The following is a 15,123-nucleotide window of genomic DNA, read 5'->3' on the forward strand; positions in this document are numbered from 1 at the left end:
GAACGCGGCTTCGCCACCCTCAAAAACTGGCACGTCCTCGACCGCGTCCGCTGCTGCCCACACCAAGTCAGCACCCTCGCCCAAGCCATCCTCACCCTCCAACACGAAACAAGATGAAAAAGGCTCAGTGAAGTGGTAACGGGTTCGAGCGCCTCTCGGTGACCAACAGAAATTTCCTCCCCAGTATGCGGGCTTCGTTCTTGCCCTGATCGGCTGCTCCTTTCGGGATTCTCATACTACTGTTTCCGGGTGATGCTAGGTTCACATACTGGGACTGCCGGCGGTTTTCGGATCCGGTGGCGGTGAATGGCTGTTGCGGATTCCGCCATCCGGAGGATGCGCGGCCGCGATCTGGTCGAGTTTGCTGATGATACCGAGAAAATGGTTCCGATCGGGTGATCGTGTCACCATTTTCTCGGTATCGAATGAACGGCGTGTTGCGCGCAGTGTTCGGTTCGGGAACGCCTTACGCCCCGGCGGGTTCGCTCGGCTTGGTCCGGATCGTGACGAGCAGTACCACCAGGGCCGCCAACGAGAAGATCGCGCCTGCGGCGAAGGCGGCGTTGGTCCCTGCGGTCTGCACGTGGAGCTGCAGTTGCTCCGTGGCCAGGCCGGCAGGCGGTGCGTCCCGCGTCGCCTGCGCTGCGGCGGCGAAAATCGGGATCAGCACGGCAAGTCCGAGCGACCCGCCGACCTGCTGGAAGGCTTGCAGGGCGCCGGATGCCGCGCCGGTGTCCTCCGCGGGTACCTCGGACATGATGACCATGTTCAGCGGTACCACGGTGAAGCCGACGCCTGCGCCGAACAAGACCATCGGTCCGAACATCGCGGTGAGGTATGCGCTGTCGGGCGAGAGCAGGCTCAGCCAGCCGATCGCGAGCGCCACGGCGCTCATGCCGATCAGAGCGGTGATCTTGGGCCCGAGCGCGGGCAGCACCTTGCTGACCACCTGCGCGGCGATGAACAGCGAGGCCGCCATCGGCAGGAACGCCAGGCCGGACAGCAGCGGACTGAGTCCCTGCACCTGCTGCAGGAACTGGGTGAGGAAGAAGAACATGCCGAACAGCGTCGCGGGTACCAGGAGCATCGCCAGGTAGGAGCCCGTCCGGTTCCTGCTGGCGAACAACCGGAGCGGCATGATCGGCTGCTTCGCCTTGGCCTCGTTGAAGAGGAACACCGCGAGGAGAGCGATGCCGACGGCGAACGAGACCAGCGTGATGGGGTCGGTCCAGCTGTCCGCGGCGCGGATGAAACCGTAGACCAGCCCGGTCATCCCGAGGGTGGAGGTGAGCGCGCCGATGACGTCGAACCGGCCGCTCTGCTTCTCGGACTGCTCGAGGTAGCGCGGCGTGAGCAGGATTACGGCCAGGCCGATGGGGATGTTGACCAGCAGCACCCAGCGCCAGGACGCCGAGGCGGTGAGCACGCCGCCGAGCAGGAGGCCCAGCGCCATGCCGGATCCGGTCACGGTCGAGTAGACCCCCAGGGCGCGGTTGCGGCGAGGGCCCTCTTCGAAGTGGGTGACCAGCAGGGCGAGCGTGCTCGGGCCGGCCAGCGCCGCGCCGACGCCTTGCAGCACGCGGGCGGCGATCAACCACTCCGCCGACTGCGCCACTCCGCCGAGCAGCGATGCGGCGGTGAACACCGCGGTTCCCACCATGAAGGCGGACCGGCGGCCCATGATGTCACCGGCTCGTCCGCCCAGCAGCAGCAGCCCGCCGAAGGCCAGCGCGAAGGCGTTGACGACCCAGGCCAGTCCGGCCTCGGAGAATCCGAGCCCGGTCTTGATGCTGGGCAGGGCCACGTTGAGGATCGTGGTGTCCAGCATCAGCATCAGCTCGCAGGAAACGATGAGCGTCAGCGCGATCCCGAGTCGGCCGGATATGCGCTGTCCTGGTGGTTCCTGGCTGATCGTGTCGGATGTCGACGAGGTCGACATGGGTGCCTCCTGTTAGGCTGCAAGGAGAAGTTCGGGGTGGCGCCGTGGGCGACGGAAAGGCCTCCCCGAATAGTGGACGCGCCGTCCACTATAGGGCAGGGGGCTTCAGCGATGCAACGCGCCCCGTTGTCCTCCCGGGAAAAACGAGGTGAAGCGATGCCCGCGGCGGTGAGCAGAACGACGGACCCAGCCCCCCGCGCGACCCGCAGACGGGGCAAAGTGCTGGAGCAGGCCATTTTCGATGCGGTCCTGGAGCAGCTGCGCACGTCCGGGTACGCCGGCCTGACCCTGGAAGCCGTGGCGGCCGCTGCGCAGACCGGTAAGTCCGCCTTGTACCGGCGGTGGTCCGGCAAGGAAGAGCTGGTGGCCGACGCCCTGCGCGGAATCCTGCCGTCCCCGTGGGATATCGAGCTCACCGACGACCTGCGCGCCGACCTGCTGCGGTTCGTCGAGTTCCTTCGCGACGCCTTCGCCGCTTCCTACGGCACGGCGTTCCAGATCGTCTCCGCCGAGGTCGGCAGCGATTCCAGTCTCGTCCGCACGCTGGTGAACACCGAGGTGATCGACCCGTGCGTCGATCGGATCATGGAGGTCCTGCGGGCCGGGCGCGACCGCGGTGAGGTCCGCCCGGAGGCCGTCACCGATCTCGTCGCCCGCACCGGTGCCGCTCTGGTGACGCACCATTGCGTCACGGGGGGTGAGCCGTCCACTTCGGACGAGTTCCTCGTGGCGATCGTCGACGAGGTCCTGCTGCCGCTGGTCAGGACGAAGACCGCGGAGTGATCGAGGTGCCGGAGTCGTGCGGCGACCCGGACGGACGACCGGTCAGCGCGGGGCTGGCGGGCGAGGCGCGCTACGACGAAGCGGTGAGCGCGCTTCCGGTCCCGCCAGCCCGGCCTGCTCAGCCGGCGTCGACGCGCTCGCGGTCGCCGGAGCTCTGCCTGACCGCCTCGGCCAGCAGCTCGTAAGACCGCACTCGCTCTTCGTGGTCGTGGATCACGGTCAGCGCCATCAACTCGTCGGCGCCGGTGCGGGACACGAGGTCTCCCACCTGGTCGCGGACGGTCTCCGGGCTGCCGACGATCTGCGGGCCGAACTGCGCCTGCACGCGCAGCTCCTGCTCGGCGCTGAGGGAGTGCTTCGCGGCGTCCTCGGGGCTGTGGAACGGTTTCGGGTCCGCCGCGCCTAAGGCGAAGGCGAGCTTCATCGGTCCCAGAAGCCATTCAGCGCGCTCGTCGGTGTCGGCTGCGCTGACGACCGCGGCCACGATCGCGTAAGGCTCGGCCAGGTGCGCCGACGGCTGGAACGATTCCCGGTACGCCTGCAGCGATGCGGCAGTCGCGTCGGGGCGGAGATGATGGGCGAAGGCGAACGGAACACCCATCGCACCGGCCAGGGCCGCTGTGTTCGGGCTGGTGCCCAGCAACCACAGCGGCGGCCAGTTCTCCGGCGCCGGCACGGCGGCGATGTGGCCCGAGCTGTCCCGGTTCATGTAGTGCATGAGCTCGTCGAGCTGGTGCGGGAAGTCGTTCGCCCCGAAGTCCGCGGTCCGGCGCAGCGCCCGGGCCGTGATCGGGTCGGTGCCCGGAGCCCGGCCGATGCCCAGATCGATGCGGCCGGAGTGCAGCGCCCCGAGAGTGCCGAACTGCTCGGCCACCACCAGCGGCGGGTGGTTGGGCAGCATGACCCCACCGGAACCGACGCGGATCGTGGTGGAGGCGCTGGCGAGCCGGTCGATCAGGATCGCGGTCGCACCTCCGGAGTGATCACCGAAGATCCACACCGCAATGCGAAAAGCCCGTTGACCTGCACTTACGTGCTGATCAACGGGCTCTTCGCTCCGTCGGGATGGCGGGATTCGAACCCACGACCCCTTGACCCCCAGTCAAGTGCGCTACCAAGCTGCGCTACATCCCGACTCACCTCTTGGGGTGTGCCGATAGCTTACCGCACCTCTGAACGGGCGATCATCTACCCCCCTCGTTCGGTATTTTCGCAGGTCCAGGCGTCGACGGCCGTCTTCAGGGAGCGGGTCCAGGTCGTCAGGATCCGGTTGCCCTCCTCCGCCGTCGCCCCTCTGGGGTCGCCGAGGACTCCGGTGGGCGTCACCGCCGCCAGGCCTTGTGCTCGGAGGGTCGGCAGGAGGTCCGGCAGCGGGGTCGTGGTGCCCCGTTCGGCCCGGTCGAGGCGGACCGCTGTCGGACGCAGGGCCAGCATCACCGATGTTTCGGTGCGGCCCGCGTGGGTGTCGTCGGGGCTGGCCGACGGGGACCAGGCCAGGACTCGGCGGTTCTCCGCTCGGAGGGTTCGGAGGGCTCGGTTGAGGGGTTCGGCGTTGCCTCCGTGGGCCGAGACCAGGACCACTCCCGCGTATCCGTCCGCTGAGCGGACCAGTTCCAGGAGGAGCAGTTCCACCGCTCGTTGGCCGATCGACAGGGTTCCGGGGAAGTCCGCGTGCTCGCCGCTGGAGCCGTAGGCCACCGGTGGGGCCACCAGGACCGGGCGGTGCTGGGCCAGGCGTTCGCACAGGGCCACCGCGATCTCGGTGTCCACCGTGAAGGGCAGGTGGGGGCCGTGCTGCTCGGTCGCTCCCACCGGCACCGCCAGCACGGCCGGTTCGGCGAGGTCCGGCCAGGTGAGGTCCGCCAGGTTCGTCATGGCCGCTCCCCCGCCGTCGGGACGCTGCTGCGGCCCCCGACGTCGGTCAGGACCGGCAGCAGCGGAGTGGAGGTGCGCGCTCGGAGTGCTCCGCGGAGCACTCCGCAGCCGTAGGCCGCGTCGTCGGCGAGGCGGGCCAGGGTCCAGCGGGCCGGGTCCAGGGGCGGGCGTTCGCGGGCCCAGTCCAGCAGGTGTCTCAGCACCACCGCGGTCAGGATCCGGCGGCCCGTTCGGCTCGCGGCCAGCAAGGGCGCGGCGATCGGGGCCCAGGGGCGGCCGATGGCGTCAGCGAGGTAGCGGCCAGCGCCGAGGGTGCCCAGCGCCGTCAGGCGCACCGACTCCACCGCGGGGACTCCGGTCTTGCCGAGCTTGCGCGCCAGGAGGGCCGCCGCTGCACCGGTGACGGCGAGGGCCGGGCCGGTTCGGCGGGTGCTGATCAGGGCCCACGTGAGCGCGCTCCACAGCGAGGTGCGGAGCGGGGCCACTGCGGTGCCGTGGCGGGTGGCGAGCGGTCCGGCTGATGTTCCGTAGCTGAAGCGCTGGCGGAGCAGGGCGGGCCAGGTTCGGCGCGGCTGGTGGTGCACGGTGGCTGCGGGTTCGTAGCGGACCTGGTGGTTCCGGGCCAGGCGCCAGATCAGGTCGACGTCCTCGCCGAAGCGGAGGTCCTCGTCGAATCCGCCGAGCTCGCGGAGCACCTCGGTCCGGACCACCAGGGCTGCTGTGGGCACGTAGCTGATCCGGCTGCCCGGCTGCACCACGCCGGGTTGCTCGCCGAGGTCCAGCGGGGATCTCGCGCTCTCGTAGCGGGCCAGCGCGGAGTCACCGGGTGTGCTGCGGACACGAGGTGCCACGGCCGCCACGTCGGGGTCCTCGAAGTGGCCGAGCAGCGGTTCGAGCCAGCCTGGTTCGGCGTGGACGTCGGCGTCCAGGAACGCCACCAGCGGTGTGGTGACCAGCTGCAGGCCCGCATTGCGGGCTGCTGCGGGACCGCGGGGGACCTCGTGGCGGACCGCCGCTCCCGGTATCGGGTGCCGGGAGCCGTCGTCGACCACGATCGCCGAGTCCGGCGCGTGGTGGGGGTCGTCGCGCACCGGGAGAACCAGCGTCACGTCCTCGGGACGGAACTGCGACTGCTCGTGGCGCGGGTGCATCATGCCGGTTCGGACCAGGCGCTGCGCGAGCCCCGCGCCGGTGGTCACCGGCTCGCCGTCGAGCCAGCCGTCGACCAGCCGCGCTCCTGCTGCGCTCAGCCGGAGGACGCGGAACGGTGTGCCTCCGGCGAGGGTCCGGCCGTCGGCGAAGCGGCGCAGGCCGGGGTCTGGCTCCAGCCGGAGGGTCATGCGGTGAAACCTCCGTCGGCGTGCACCACGGTGCCGGTGATCGCCGAGGACTTCTCGCCGCACAGCCAGCACACCGCCGCTGCGACCTCCTCGGGTTCCAGGAGTCGTTCGACGAGCTGGTGCTGGCTGAACTCCTCGACGTCGGGCAGGTCGTAGTAGGCCGCGGTGGCGGTGAGCATGTCGGTGCGGGTCGACCCGGGCGAGACCGCGGTTGCGGTGATGCCGGTACCGCGCAGGTCGGTCGCCAGACCGCGGATCAGGCCGACCACTGCGTGCTTGGCGGCGTTGTACCCGGCGAGGTGGTACAGGCCGCGGTGCGCGGCCGACGAGGCCAGCGCGACGAAGCGGCCGGAGCGGGGTTGCGGCCGCTGCAGCATCTTCGGCACGGTGGCGCGGGCCAGGTTCGCCACGCCTCGGACTCCGACGTCGAACAACGCGTTCCACTGCTCGTCGGTGGTCTCCCAGAGCGGTTGGCCACCTGCCATCACCGCGGCCGCCGCGACTGCTGCGTCGACTCCCCCGAACTCGGCTTCGGCCACCTCGACGGCCTGCCGGACAGCAGCGTCGTCGCGGACGTCGGCCACGACGTCGCGCACCGAACCCGGCCACTGATCGGCCAGCTCCCGCAGCTGCTCACGGGCGCCGAGCGAGTACGAGGCACCGGGGAGGTCCGCGCAGACGTCGACTGCGACCACGCGCCAGCCCTCGGTGGCCAGCTGCCGGACCACGGCCGCGCCGATTCCGCGCGCCGCACCGGTGACGATCGCGACCCTGCTCATGACTGCTCCACATTGAGGTAGCCGTGGCGCTGCAGATATCCCAGGAGCGCGTCGGCTGCCTCTGGCGCCGAGAGCGGACCGACGATCGTCGGCGGGGTGCGCTCGACGAGCGCACCGGTGAGCTCCAGGATCCGGCGGTGCGCGGTCGGCGCGACCGGGGGTGGGAGTTCTCGCGGGCGCGGGCGGCGCGGGCGGGCCACGACCATAGGGCCCGGGCGAGTCTCGAACGGTACTGAGCGGATCGGAGTGCGTTGAGCGGCCAGCACGGCCGGGAGGCTCGCTCGGCGCAGACGGGTGCCGCCCTCGACGGAGACAACCGCGGGGGCGGGCAGGCGGAGCACTTCGCGGCTACCGCCGTCCAAGCGCCGGTGGGCCAGGATCGCGCGTCCGTCGGTTTCGAGCTTGACCACGCCGAGCGCCTGCGCGGCACCGAGGCGGGCTGCCAAGAACGCCGGTGTCGCACCGGTTGCGCCGTCGGACGACCGGTCGCCGCACAACACCAGGTCGGGGGTTGTGGTCAGCGCAGTTGTGATCGCCCGAGCGGTTTCGGCGCCGTTGGACGCCAACCAGCGGGCGTCGGGTGGGGTCTCGCGCTCGACTCGGATCGCCTCGTGCGCTCCTGCGGCCAAAGCCGTTCTCAGCACCTCATCCGCTTCTGGCGGCCCAACCGTCACCGCGAGCACACGGCCGTCCAGCTCCTCGGCGAGCCTGAGAGCGTGTTCCAGCGCTGCGAGTTCGGCGGCGTTGACGCCCCGGTGGTCGGCGTCGAGGGCTCCGGTCAGCGGGTCCACCTCGATCCGCTGCCAGGACCAGCTCAGCGCTGCGACGATCTGCATGTCAGCCCTTCCGGAACACGACGCCGTGCCCGCCGTCGGGGTAGGTCCAGGTGATGGCGCCCGCCGAGTTGCAGAGCTGGTAGCAGGTGCCGCACTCGAAGCACTGCTCGTAGTTGAACAGGATTCCGCCATCATCGGTCGGCACGAACAGCTTCGCCGGGCACGCCGGGACGCACGCCCTGGTGGTGCAGGAGCGGCAGACCTCGGTGTCGACCGTGATGTGCGGGCGGTCGCCGACGTCGAACTCGACGGTGGACATCCGGTCCGCGAAGGACATCTCGTGCATGGTCGCTCCTCACCCGAAGGTCCGGAATCCCGCCCAGGCGTCCGCGACGAGTTCGCGCAGGCGGATGCCGTGCCGGGCGGCGGTGCGGCGGAACAGCTTGCGCAACCCCGGTTTCGGCTCCGGGTTGCGGACCGTGAAGACCTCCTGGGCCAGATCGCAGAGCAGCTTCGGGTACTGCCGCTGGACCCGGTCGGAGAGCACCAGGTGGGGCGCGCGCTGCAGGTTCTTGTGGTCGGTCAGGACGAAGTCGTCCTCGAGCCGCTTGCGGTAGCCGGTCAGGTCGCGGCTCCCGGTGGCGATGGCTTCGGCCGCGGCGCGGCCCGCGGCCAGCCCGGAGCCGATGGCGAAGTTGACGCCCTCCAGCCAGATCCCGGCGGCCAGGCACATCGCAGCGGCGTCGCCGGCGATCAGCATGCCGTCGGTGCTCAGCGGCGGCATGCTGCGGTAACCGCCTTCGGGGATCATGTGCGCGGAGTACTCCTTGAGCTCCGCACCGCGCAGGTAGGGGGCGATGGCGGGGTGGGCCTTGAAGTCGGCGAGCACGTCTTCGGGACGGCGGCCCGACTCGGCCAGTCCGGTCAGCGACAGGACCACGCCGACGCTGATCGTGTCCCGGTTGGTGTAGAGGAACCCGCCGCCCGGGATTCCGCCGGTGCAGCCGAGGACTTCGAAGTCCGCGCCTTCGTCGCCGCGCAGCCCGAACCGCTCCTCGATGGCCCGGCGCGGCAGCGCGAGGGTCTCCTTGACGCCGAGGGTGTGGTGCGCGGGGTCGGTCGTGGGCAGCAGCCCGGCCTGCTTGGCGAGGAACGAGTTGACGCCGTCGCAGGCGATGACCACGTCGGCGCGGATGTCGCCGTCCGGGCGGTCGGTGCGGACTCCGACCACCCGCCCGCCTTCGCGCAGCAGCTCGGTGGCCACGGTCGAGGTCACCAGCTGCGCTCCGGCCTCGACCGCCTTGCCCGCCAGCCAGGAGTCGAAGTCGGCGCGGTAGGTCGTCATGCCGTTGTGCGGCGCGCTCCCCCAGTCCTGGGTGCGGAAGTCGACGGTCAGTGCCTGGGTGCCGGTCAGGACCATCGTGCTGCGGCGGGTCACCCAGCGCTGCACCGGCACCTCTTCCCACCAGTTCGGCAGGACCTCGTCGAGGACCCGGCCGTAGACGACCCCGCCGTAGACGTTCTTGGCGCCGGGGAAGGGCCCGCGTTCCAGCAGGACGACGCTGCGCCCCGCGCGGGCCAGCTCCAGCGCGGCCGCTGATCCGGCTGGTCCCGCGCCCACCACCACCGCGTCCACCCGCTCAGCGCTCATCGGTGGCTCCGTTCAGTCGGCGGGCGAGTTCGCGCAGGACCTCGGGGGCGTCGGCGACGATGCCGAGGTCGGCCATCGCCGTCATCGGGCAGGACGGGTCGGTGTTCACGCTGATCACGTGCTCGGGACGGCCGAGTCCGCCGACGTGCTGGGACGCTCCGGAGATGCCGAACGCGACGTAGAGGTCCGGGTCGACGACCACCCCGGTGGTGCCGATCTGGCGGTCGTGGTCGGCCCACCCGGCGTCGGTGATGACCCGGGTCGCCCCGGCCGATGCGCCGAGCGCGGCGGCGACTTCGGTGAGCGTGCGCATCACCGCGGTGCCGTCCTCGCCCGGCCGGACCAGACCCGCGCCCGCACCGAGGATGCGCTCGGCTTCGGTGAGCTCGACGGTTTCCGGGTCGGGGGCCAGGACCTGGACCGTCTCGGCGTCGAGGACGTCATCGGGCAGCGTTGCGACCAGCTCCACCGGTTCCGGGCTCGGCAGCGGTTCGGGCACTCCGCGTGCCCCCGGTTGGAGCGTGACCACGACCGGTCCGTCGAGCTCGACCTCCACCGCCAGCCGATCATCCACTCTGGACAGTTCGACGTGCGTCGAGGTGCACCGGGCGGCTCCGGCGAGAAGCCGCCGATCCGCATCGAAGGCCAGCCTGGCGGCGAGATCGCGGCCGTCCGGGGATGCCGGGAGCAGCACGACCGGAACGCCTTGCAGCACCGGGGCGAGTGCTGCGGCCAACGCGCCCGGGGCGACGCGCGGGACCTCGCAGATCCAGATCTTCCGCGCGGCGGTCAGCTCGTGGGCGGCCGCGCGGGTTCCCGTCCCGACCAGCAGGACCGCTCCCCCGCATTCGGCGGCGGCTTCATCGGCTCCGCTGGGCAGCGCCGCCTCGCGGACGACCACGACGGCCAGCAGGTCGGGCAGCTCGGTCACAAGCTCACCGCCAATCGGTGCCCTTCGACCACCGCGGCGTGCGCGCGACGCGGGGTGATGCAGTCGCCGACGCGGTGGACCGCGAACGCCGAGCCCTTCAGCTCGTGCCACAGCTGGTCCTCGGGGGCTTGGTGAGCTGCGCAGACGACCCAGTCGAAACGCGCTTCGACCGTGTTCCCGGTGGTGTGCTTGAGGACCTGCAGGACAACGCCGTCGGGCTCGGCCGCTGCGGACATCACGACCTCGTCGGTGCGCTGCTCGATGCCCTTCGCGTGCGCGCGGATGTTGAACGTCTCCATGTCCAAGGTCACGCCCAGGTCCTGGCAGACCACCATGCCCGGGGTCGTGATCTGCACCCGGCACCCGCGGTCGGCCAGCAGTTCGGCGACCGAAGCCGCCTGGTGGAAGCCGAGTTCGTCGACCACGAGCACATCGCCTTCGGGCACGGCCCGCCCCTCCAGCACGTCGCGGACGTCCACGACCCGCTCTGCCTCCCCCGCCCAGTGGACCGGCTGCGGGCGAGCGCCGGTGGCCAGCACCACGACGTCGGGGTGCTCGGCGCGCAGCATCTCGGCCGTGGCGGTCACGTTGGTCTTGATGTCCACGCCGAAGCGCTCGCACTCCGCGCGGAGGTTGCGGACCACGTCGAGGAACTCGGCGCGGCTGGGCACGGTGGCGGCGACCGCTACCTGGCCGCCGGTGGCCGGTTCCCGCTCGAACAGGGTCACGTGGTGGCCGCGTTCGGCCGCGGTCGCGGCGGCCTGCAGGCCCGCTGGCCCGCCACCGACCACGAGCACCCGCTTGCGCAGTCGCGGCATGGGCAGCGGGGTGGCCTCGCGCCCGGTGCGCGGGTTCTCGATGCAGCCCAGCCACCGGTTCAGGCCCATCCGCCCGACGCACTCCTGGTTGCAGGACAGGCAGGTCCGAATGTCGCTGCGGTGCCCGGAGCGGGCTTTCGCCGCGAAGTCCGGGTCCGCGATCTGGCCCCGCACCACGCCGACCAGGTCGCAGTGCCCCTCCTCCAGCGCGCGCTCGGCCTGCAGCGGGTCCTTGATCCGGCCGACGCCGACCACCGGCAGGTCCACCGCGCGGCGGATCGCGTTGGAGATGAACAGCGCGTACCCGGGCGGGATCGTCATGGACGCCTCGATCATGTAGAGCGTGGAGGTGGCCACGCCGATCGAGGTGTTGATGTAGTCGACCTTCCCGGTGGACTCGACCATCCGCGCGACCTCGACGGCCTCGTCGATGGTGGTGCCGCCCTCGATCAGCTCGTCCCCGCACAGCCGGACCCCGAGCGCCCGGTCCGGGCCGATCGCCTCGCGGACCACGTCGATGATCTCCAGCAGGATCCGGGCGCGGTTGGCCAGCGGTCCGCCGTAGGCGTCGGTGCGCACGTTCGTCGCCGGGGACAGGAATCCGCGCACGATCGAGGAGTGCGAGCACTGCAGCTCGACGCCGTCGAAGCCGCCTTCCGCGCAGTGCCCGGCCACGGTGCCGTACCCGGCCACGACCTCGGCGATCTCGTGCGCGTCGATCGCCTTGGGCACCTCGCGGAACATCGGGTCGGGCACCGCGGACGGGGCCCACACCGGCAGCCTGGAGTACATCGAGGACGCCTGTCCGCCGTTGTGGTTGAGCTGCGCGAGGATCGGCACGTCGTGGGCGTGGACCGCCTCGGTGATCCGCCGGTACCCGGGCACCGCCTCGGGCCGGAAGCCGTGGATCAGCTTCTCGTAGGGCCAGTCGGTCGGATGGGTTGAGTGCTCCTCTGTGATGATCAGCCCGGCGCCGCCCGCAGCGCGCGCTGCGTAGTATGCGGCGTGCTGGTCGGTCGGGACCCCGTCCTGGGCGTAGTTCGTCAGGTGCGCGGAGAACACGATCCGGTTCCGGACGGTGAGCGGGCCGATCCGCAGCGGCGAGAACAGGTAGCGGTGTTCGCTCATCGCGCGCCCTCCAGTGCGGTGATCCGGTGGGCGGCGCGGCGGCCTTCGAGGATCGCTTCGTGGACCGTCCGGGGCGCCACGCAGTCCCCGGCGCGCAGCATCCCGGCCGGTTCCGGGTTCGGCAAACGGTGTCCGCAGTGGACGACCGCGGCGCAGGGCACGTCGCGGCGCTGGGCGGTGAAGACGTCCTCCAGCACCACGTGGTCGGGGTGTACTTCGCGCAGCAGCGAGCGCTTCTCCAAACGCACCCCTGCGCGCTGCAGGCGCCCGTTGGCATCGGCCAGGTCCCCGGTCAGGGCGAGCTGGGTGCCCACGACCTGGTCCTGGGTGACGATGGCGGTGTCCCGCCCCCGTTCGGCGAGCAGCTCGGCGACCCCGACACCCACCGCGTCGCCGATCGGGTCGAACACCACGACCGGTCCCTCCGGCAGCACGTCGTGCGCCAGCAGATCGGTGACGTCGAGGACGGTGCCGCCGAGGTCGTCGTAGGCGTGCGGACCCGGCACCGAGCCGGTCGCGACCACCGCGTCCCGGCCGATCAGGTCCACGTCGGTGACCTCGGTGCCGAGGGTGACTCGCACCCCGAGCCGACGGACCTCCGCCTCCAGCCAGTCCGCGATCCGCCGCAGCCGCGCACGACCGCCCACCTTCGCGGCCAGCAGCAATGCCCCGCCCAGCCGGTCACCGCGCTCGACGATCTCCACCGCGTGCCCGTCCAGGGCCAACACGCGCGCGGCTTCCATCCCGGCCGGGCCGCCGCCGACGACCAGCACATCCCGCGGAGCGGTGGGCGCACCGACCTCCCCGGTCCCCTCGTGTCCGCTGAACGGCTCGCCGATGCACGAGACGATCGGATTGCGGTTGTCCCGCACCCGGCACTTCTGGTTGCACAGCACGCACGGTCTGACCTGTCCCGGATGCCCGGAGCGCACCAGCTCGACCAGCCGCGGCTCGGCGATCTGCGCCCGCGTCATCTCGACCAGGTCCGCGACGCCGTCGTCCAGAGCCCACTGCGCTTGCCCCGGGTCCACGACGCTGCCCTGCAGCACCACCTGCGGCGGGTGCTCGTCGGCACGCACGGCTTCGCGGATCTGGCGGCAGAGGTCGATGTTGAAGCCCGGCTCGGTGTGCAGGTCCGGGCGGGTCGCCGAGGTCGCCATCGCGGATCCGCGCACCACCACGAGGTAGTCGATCCGCCCCGACACCGCCCGAGCGATCTCGGCGGCCTGCTCCGGCGTGATGCCCGCCCACGGGGCGAGTTCGTCGCAGGACAGCCGCAAGCCCACGACACCGTCCCCGACCGCGTCCCGGACAGCGGCGAGCACCTCGTGCAGCAACCGCACCCGGTCCTCGCCGTAGCTGTCGGCGCGGTGGTTGGTGAGGCCGGAGAGGAACTGCCTCAGCAGCGAGAACTGGCCAGCTTCCAGCTCCACGCCGTGCAATCCCGCGCGCACGGCCGAACGCGCCGCCGTCGCGAAACCGGCCACCAGCTGGCCGATCTGCTCCTGCTCGACCTCCATCGGCAGCTCGCGGCTGACCACGTCCGGCACCCGCGACGGCGCCCACAACGCTTGCTGGGAGAACGCCGAAGATCCCTGCGCCCCGGCGTGGCCGAGCCCGGCGAGGACGATCGTGCCGTGCGGACGGCAGGCCTCCGCGACAGCCGCCCACCCCGGAACGCACTCAGCCGCCAGCGGGGCCCGCTCGTAGGGCCAGTCCGAGGCGTGCACGCTGGCGATCTCGGTGACGATCACGCCTGCTCCACCGGCCGCGCGCGCCCGGTAGTAGGCGACGTGGCGGTCCGAGATGGCCCGCCCACGGCCCAAGTTCGTCTCGTGCGGCCCGAACATCACCCGGGAGGGGGCATCGGCGGACCCGAGCCGCACGCTGTCCGCGAGGTTCATGCACCAGCCGCCAGCGGGCTGGAGTCGCAGGGCTTGGCCGGGACGGCCGGGAGCCCCAGACTCACCTTGCGCCGGGACGACCGGGAGTGGTCCTGCGACGGCTTCGGCAGCCCACCTCGGTCCACAACAGACAGTGCTGTTTCGCCGTGCCCCTTCACGCATTCCGGATCGGGGCCGTCCAGCGGGAGACCGGTGAAGAACTTCGCCGCCATGCAGCCGCCCTGGCAGGCGTCGAACGCCGAGCACGACTGGCAGGCACCGGCCGACTGCGGCTGGCGCAGCTCGGTGAACAGCTCCGACTCCCGCCACACCCGCGCGAACCCGCCCTCGCCGCGGACGTTGCCCGCCTTGAAGACGTCGTGGATCGCGAACGGGCAGGCGTAGACATCACCCACCGGGTCGATCAGGCACACCACCCGGCCCGCACCGCACAGGTTCAGCCCCGGCAGCGGGGTGGACCCCAGCGCGTTGAGGTGGAAGAACGAATCGCCGGTGAGCACGCGGTCGCCGTGCTCGACCAGCCAGGCGTAGATCTCGTGCTGCTGCGCATCGGTCGGGTGCAGCTCGTCCCACACGTCCGCGCCGCGCCCCGACGGCCGCAACCGCGTGATCCGCAGCTGCGCGCCGAACTCCTCGGCGATCGCCAGGAAGTCGTCGAGCTGCGCGACGTTCTGCCTGGTCATCACGACCGAGATCTTGAAGTCCCGCATCCCGGCGTCCGACAGGTTCTGCAGCGCCCGCATCGCCATGTCGAACGAACCGGGCCCGCGGACCGCGTCGTTGACCTCCCGCGTGGCGCCGTCCAGCGAGATCTGCACGTCCACGTAGTCGGTGGCGGCGAGCTGTTCGGCCCGCTCGCGATCGATCCGCAGGCCGTTGGTGGAGAACTTCACGCCCACCTGGTGCTGGACGGCGTAGTCCAGCAGCTCCCAGAAGTCCGGCCGCACCGTCGGCTCGCCACCGCCGACGTTGACGTAGAACACCTGCATCCGCTGCAGCTCGTCGATCACCGCCTTCATCTCGGCGGTGCTCAGCTCCCGCGGATCGCGCCTGCCCGAGGACGACAGGCAGTGCTCGCAGGCCAGGTTGCAGGCGTAGGTCCACTCCCACGTCAGGCAGATCGGGGCGTCCAACCCGCCCTTGAACTGCTCGACCAGGGAGGGCACCGGTTCCACCGCAGTCACGTCGTCTCCACTCCG

13 protein-coding genes and 1 tRNA gene are annotated in these 15,123 nt (G+C 71.2%); 1 reads left to right on the forward strand and 13 read right to left on the reverse strand.

The annotated features are described in order from the left end of the window. Positions 1–466 precede the first annotated feature (466 nt). Positions 467–1,939 carry an MFS transporter gene (locus tag F1721_RS28945; RefSeq protein WP_211840678.1) on the reverse strand — a complete coding sequence of 491 codons (1,473 nt, stop codon included), beginning with the start codon at positions 1,937–1,939 and terminating at the stop codon, positions 467–469. Positions 1,940–2,158: 219 nt separating this feature from the next. Between F1721_RS28945 and F1721_RS28950 the strand changes: the two genes are divergently transcribed. After that, positions 2,159–2,722: a TetR/AcrR family transcriptional regulator gene (locus tag F1721_RS28950; protein ID WP_211840679.1), complete on the forward strand. Its 564-nt coding sequence runs from the start codon at positions 2,159–2,161 to the stop codon at positions 2,720–2,722. Between the two features lie 118 nt (positions 2,723–2,840). On the opposite strand, the gene F1721_RS28955 is transcribed toward F1721_RS28950, so the two are convergent. The 12 genes from F1721_RS28955 to mftC form a co-directional block, all read right to left on the reverse strand. Beyond that, positions 2,841–3,722 (reverse strand): LLM class flavin-dependent oxidoreductase, encoded by an 882-nt coding sequence (locus F1721_RS28955; protein ID WP_170301645.1) that lies wholly within the window; start codon positions 3,720–3,722, stop codon positions 2,841–2,843. 60 nt (positions 3,723–3,782) lie between these two features. After that, a tRNA-Pro gene (locus F1721_RS28960) sits at positions 3,783–3,856 on the reverse strand. 54 nt (positions 3,857–3,910) lie between these two features. After that, positions 3,911–4,597, reverse strand: a complete 687-nt coding sequence (gene mftE / locus F1721_RS28965; protein WP_150069994.1) for a mycofactocin biosynthesis peptidyl-dipeptidase MftE — start codon at positions 4,595–4,597, stop codon at positions 3,911–3,913. Then, positions 4,594–5,937 (reverse strand): mycofactocin biosynthesis glycosyltransferase MftF, encoded by a 1,344-nt coding sequence (gene mftF / locus F1721_RS28970; RefSeq protein WP_150069995.1) that lies wholly within the window; start codon positions 5,935–5,937, stop codon positions 4,594–4,596. The genes mftE and mftF overlap by 4 nt, the downstream gene beginning before the upstream one ends. Further along, positions 5,934–6,716 (reverse strand): mycofactocin-coupled SDR family oxidoreductase, encoded by a 783-nt coding sequence (locus F1721_RS28975; protein ID WP_150069996.1) that lies wholly within the window; start codon positions 6,714–6,716, stop codon positions 5,934–5,936. The genes mftF and F1721_RS28975 overlap by 4 nt, the downstream gene beginning before the upstream one ends. Beyond that, entirely contained in the window at positions 6,713–7,552 is an 840-nt protein-coding gene (locus tag F1721_RS28980) for a mycofactocin-associated electron transfer flavoprotein beta subunit (protein ID WP_150069997.1), read from the reverse strand. The genes F1721_RS28975 and F1721_RS28980 overlap by 4 nt, the downstream gene beginning before the upstream one ends. A 1-nt stretch (position 7,553) precedes the next feature. Beyond that, positions 7,554–7,838, reverse strand: coding sequence for a ferredoxin family protein (locus F1721_RS28985; RefSeq protein ID WP_150069998.1), 285 nt, complete (start codon positions 7,836–7,838; stop codon positions 7,554–7,556). Positions 7,839–7,847: 9 nt separating this feature from the next. After that, on the reverse strand, positions 7,848–9,143 hold the full coding sequence (locus tag F1721_RS28990) for an FAD-dependent oxidoreductase (protein WP_150069999.1): 1,296 nt from the start codon (positions 9,141–9,143) through the stop codon (positions 7,848–7,850). Next, positions 9,133–10,074: a mycofactocin-associated electron transfer flavoprotein alpha subunit gene (locus F1721_RS28995; RefSeq protein ID WP_150070000.1), complete on the reverse strand. Its 942-nt coding sequence runs from the start codon at positions 10,072–10,074 to the stop codon at positions 9,133–9,135. The genes F1721_RS28990 and F1721_RS28995 overlap by 11 nt, the downstream gene beginning before the upstream one ends. Next, positions 10,071–12,020: a mycofactocin system FadH/OYE family oxidoreductase 2 gene (locus F1721_RS29000; protein WP_150070001.1), complete on the reverse strand. Its 1,950-nt coding sequence runs from the start codon at positions 12,018–12,020 to the stop codon at positions 10,071–10,073. The genes F1721_RS28995 and F1721_RS29000 overlap by 4 nt, the downstream gene beginning before the upstream one ends. Beyond that, a complete protein-coding gene (locus F1721_RS29005) occupies positions 12,017–13,924 on the reverse strand; it encodes a mycofactocin system FadH/OYE family oxidoreductase 1 (protein WP_150070002.1) in 1,908 nt (635 codons plus the stop codon). Before F1721_RS29005 ends, F1721_RS29000 begins: the two co-directional genes overlap by 4 nt. Continuing rightward, positions 13,921–15,108: a mycofactocin radical SAM maturase gene (gene mftC, locus F1721_RS29010; protein WP_150070003.1), complete on the reverse strand. Its 1,188-nt coding sequence runs from the start codon at positions 15,106–15,108 to the stop codon at positions 13,921–13,923. Before mftC ends, F1721_RS29005 begins: the two co-directional genes overlap by 4 nt. Positions 15,109–15,123: the final 15 nt, after the last annotated feature.

The sequence above is a fragment of the Saccharopolyspora hirsuta genome (assembly GCF_008630535.1).
Classification (GTDB): Bacteria; Actinomycetota; Actinomycetes; order Mycobacteriales; family Pseudonocardiaceae; genus Saccharopolyspora; species Saccharopolyspora hirsuta.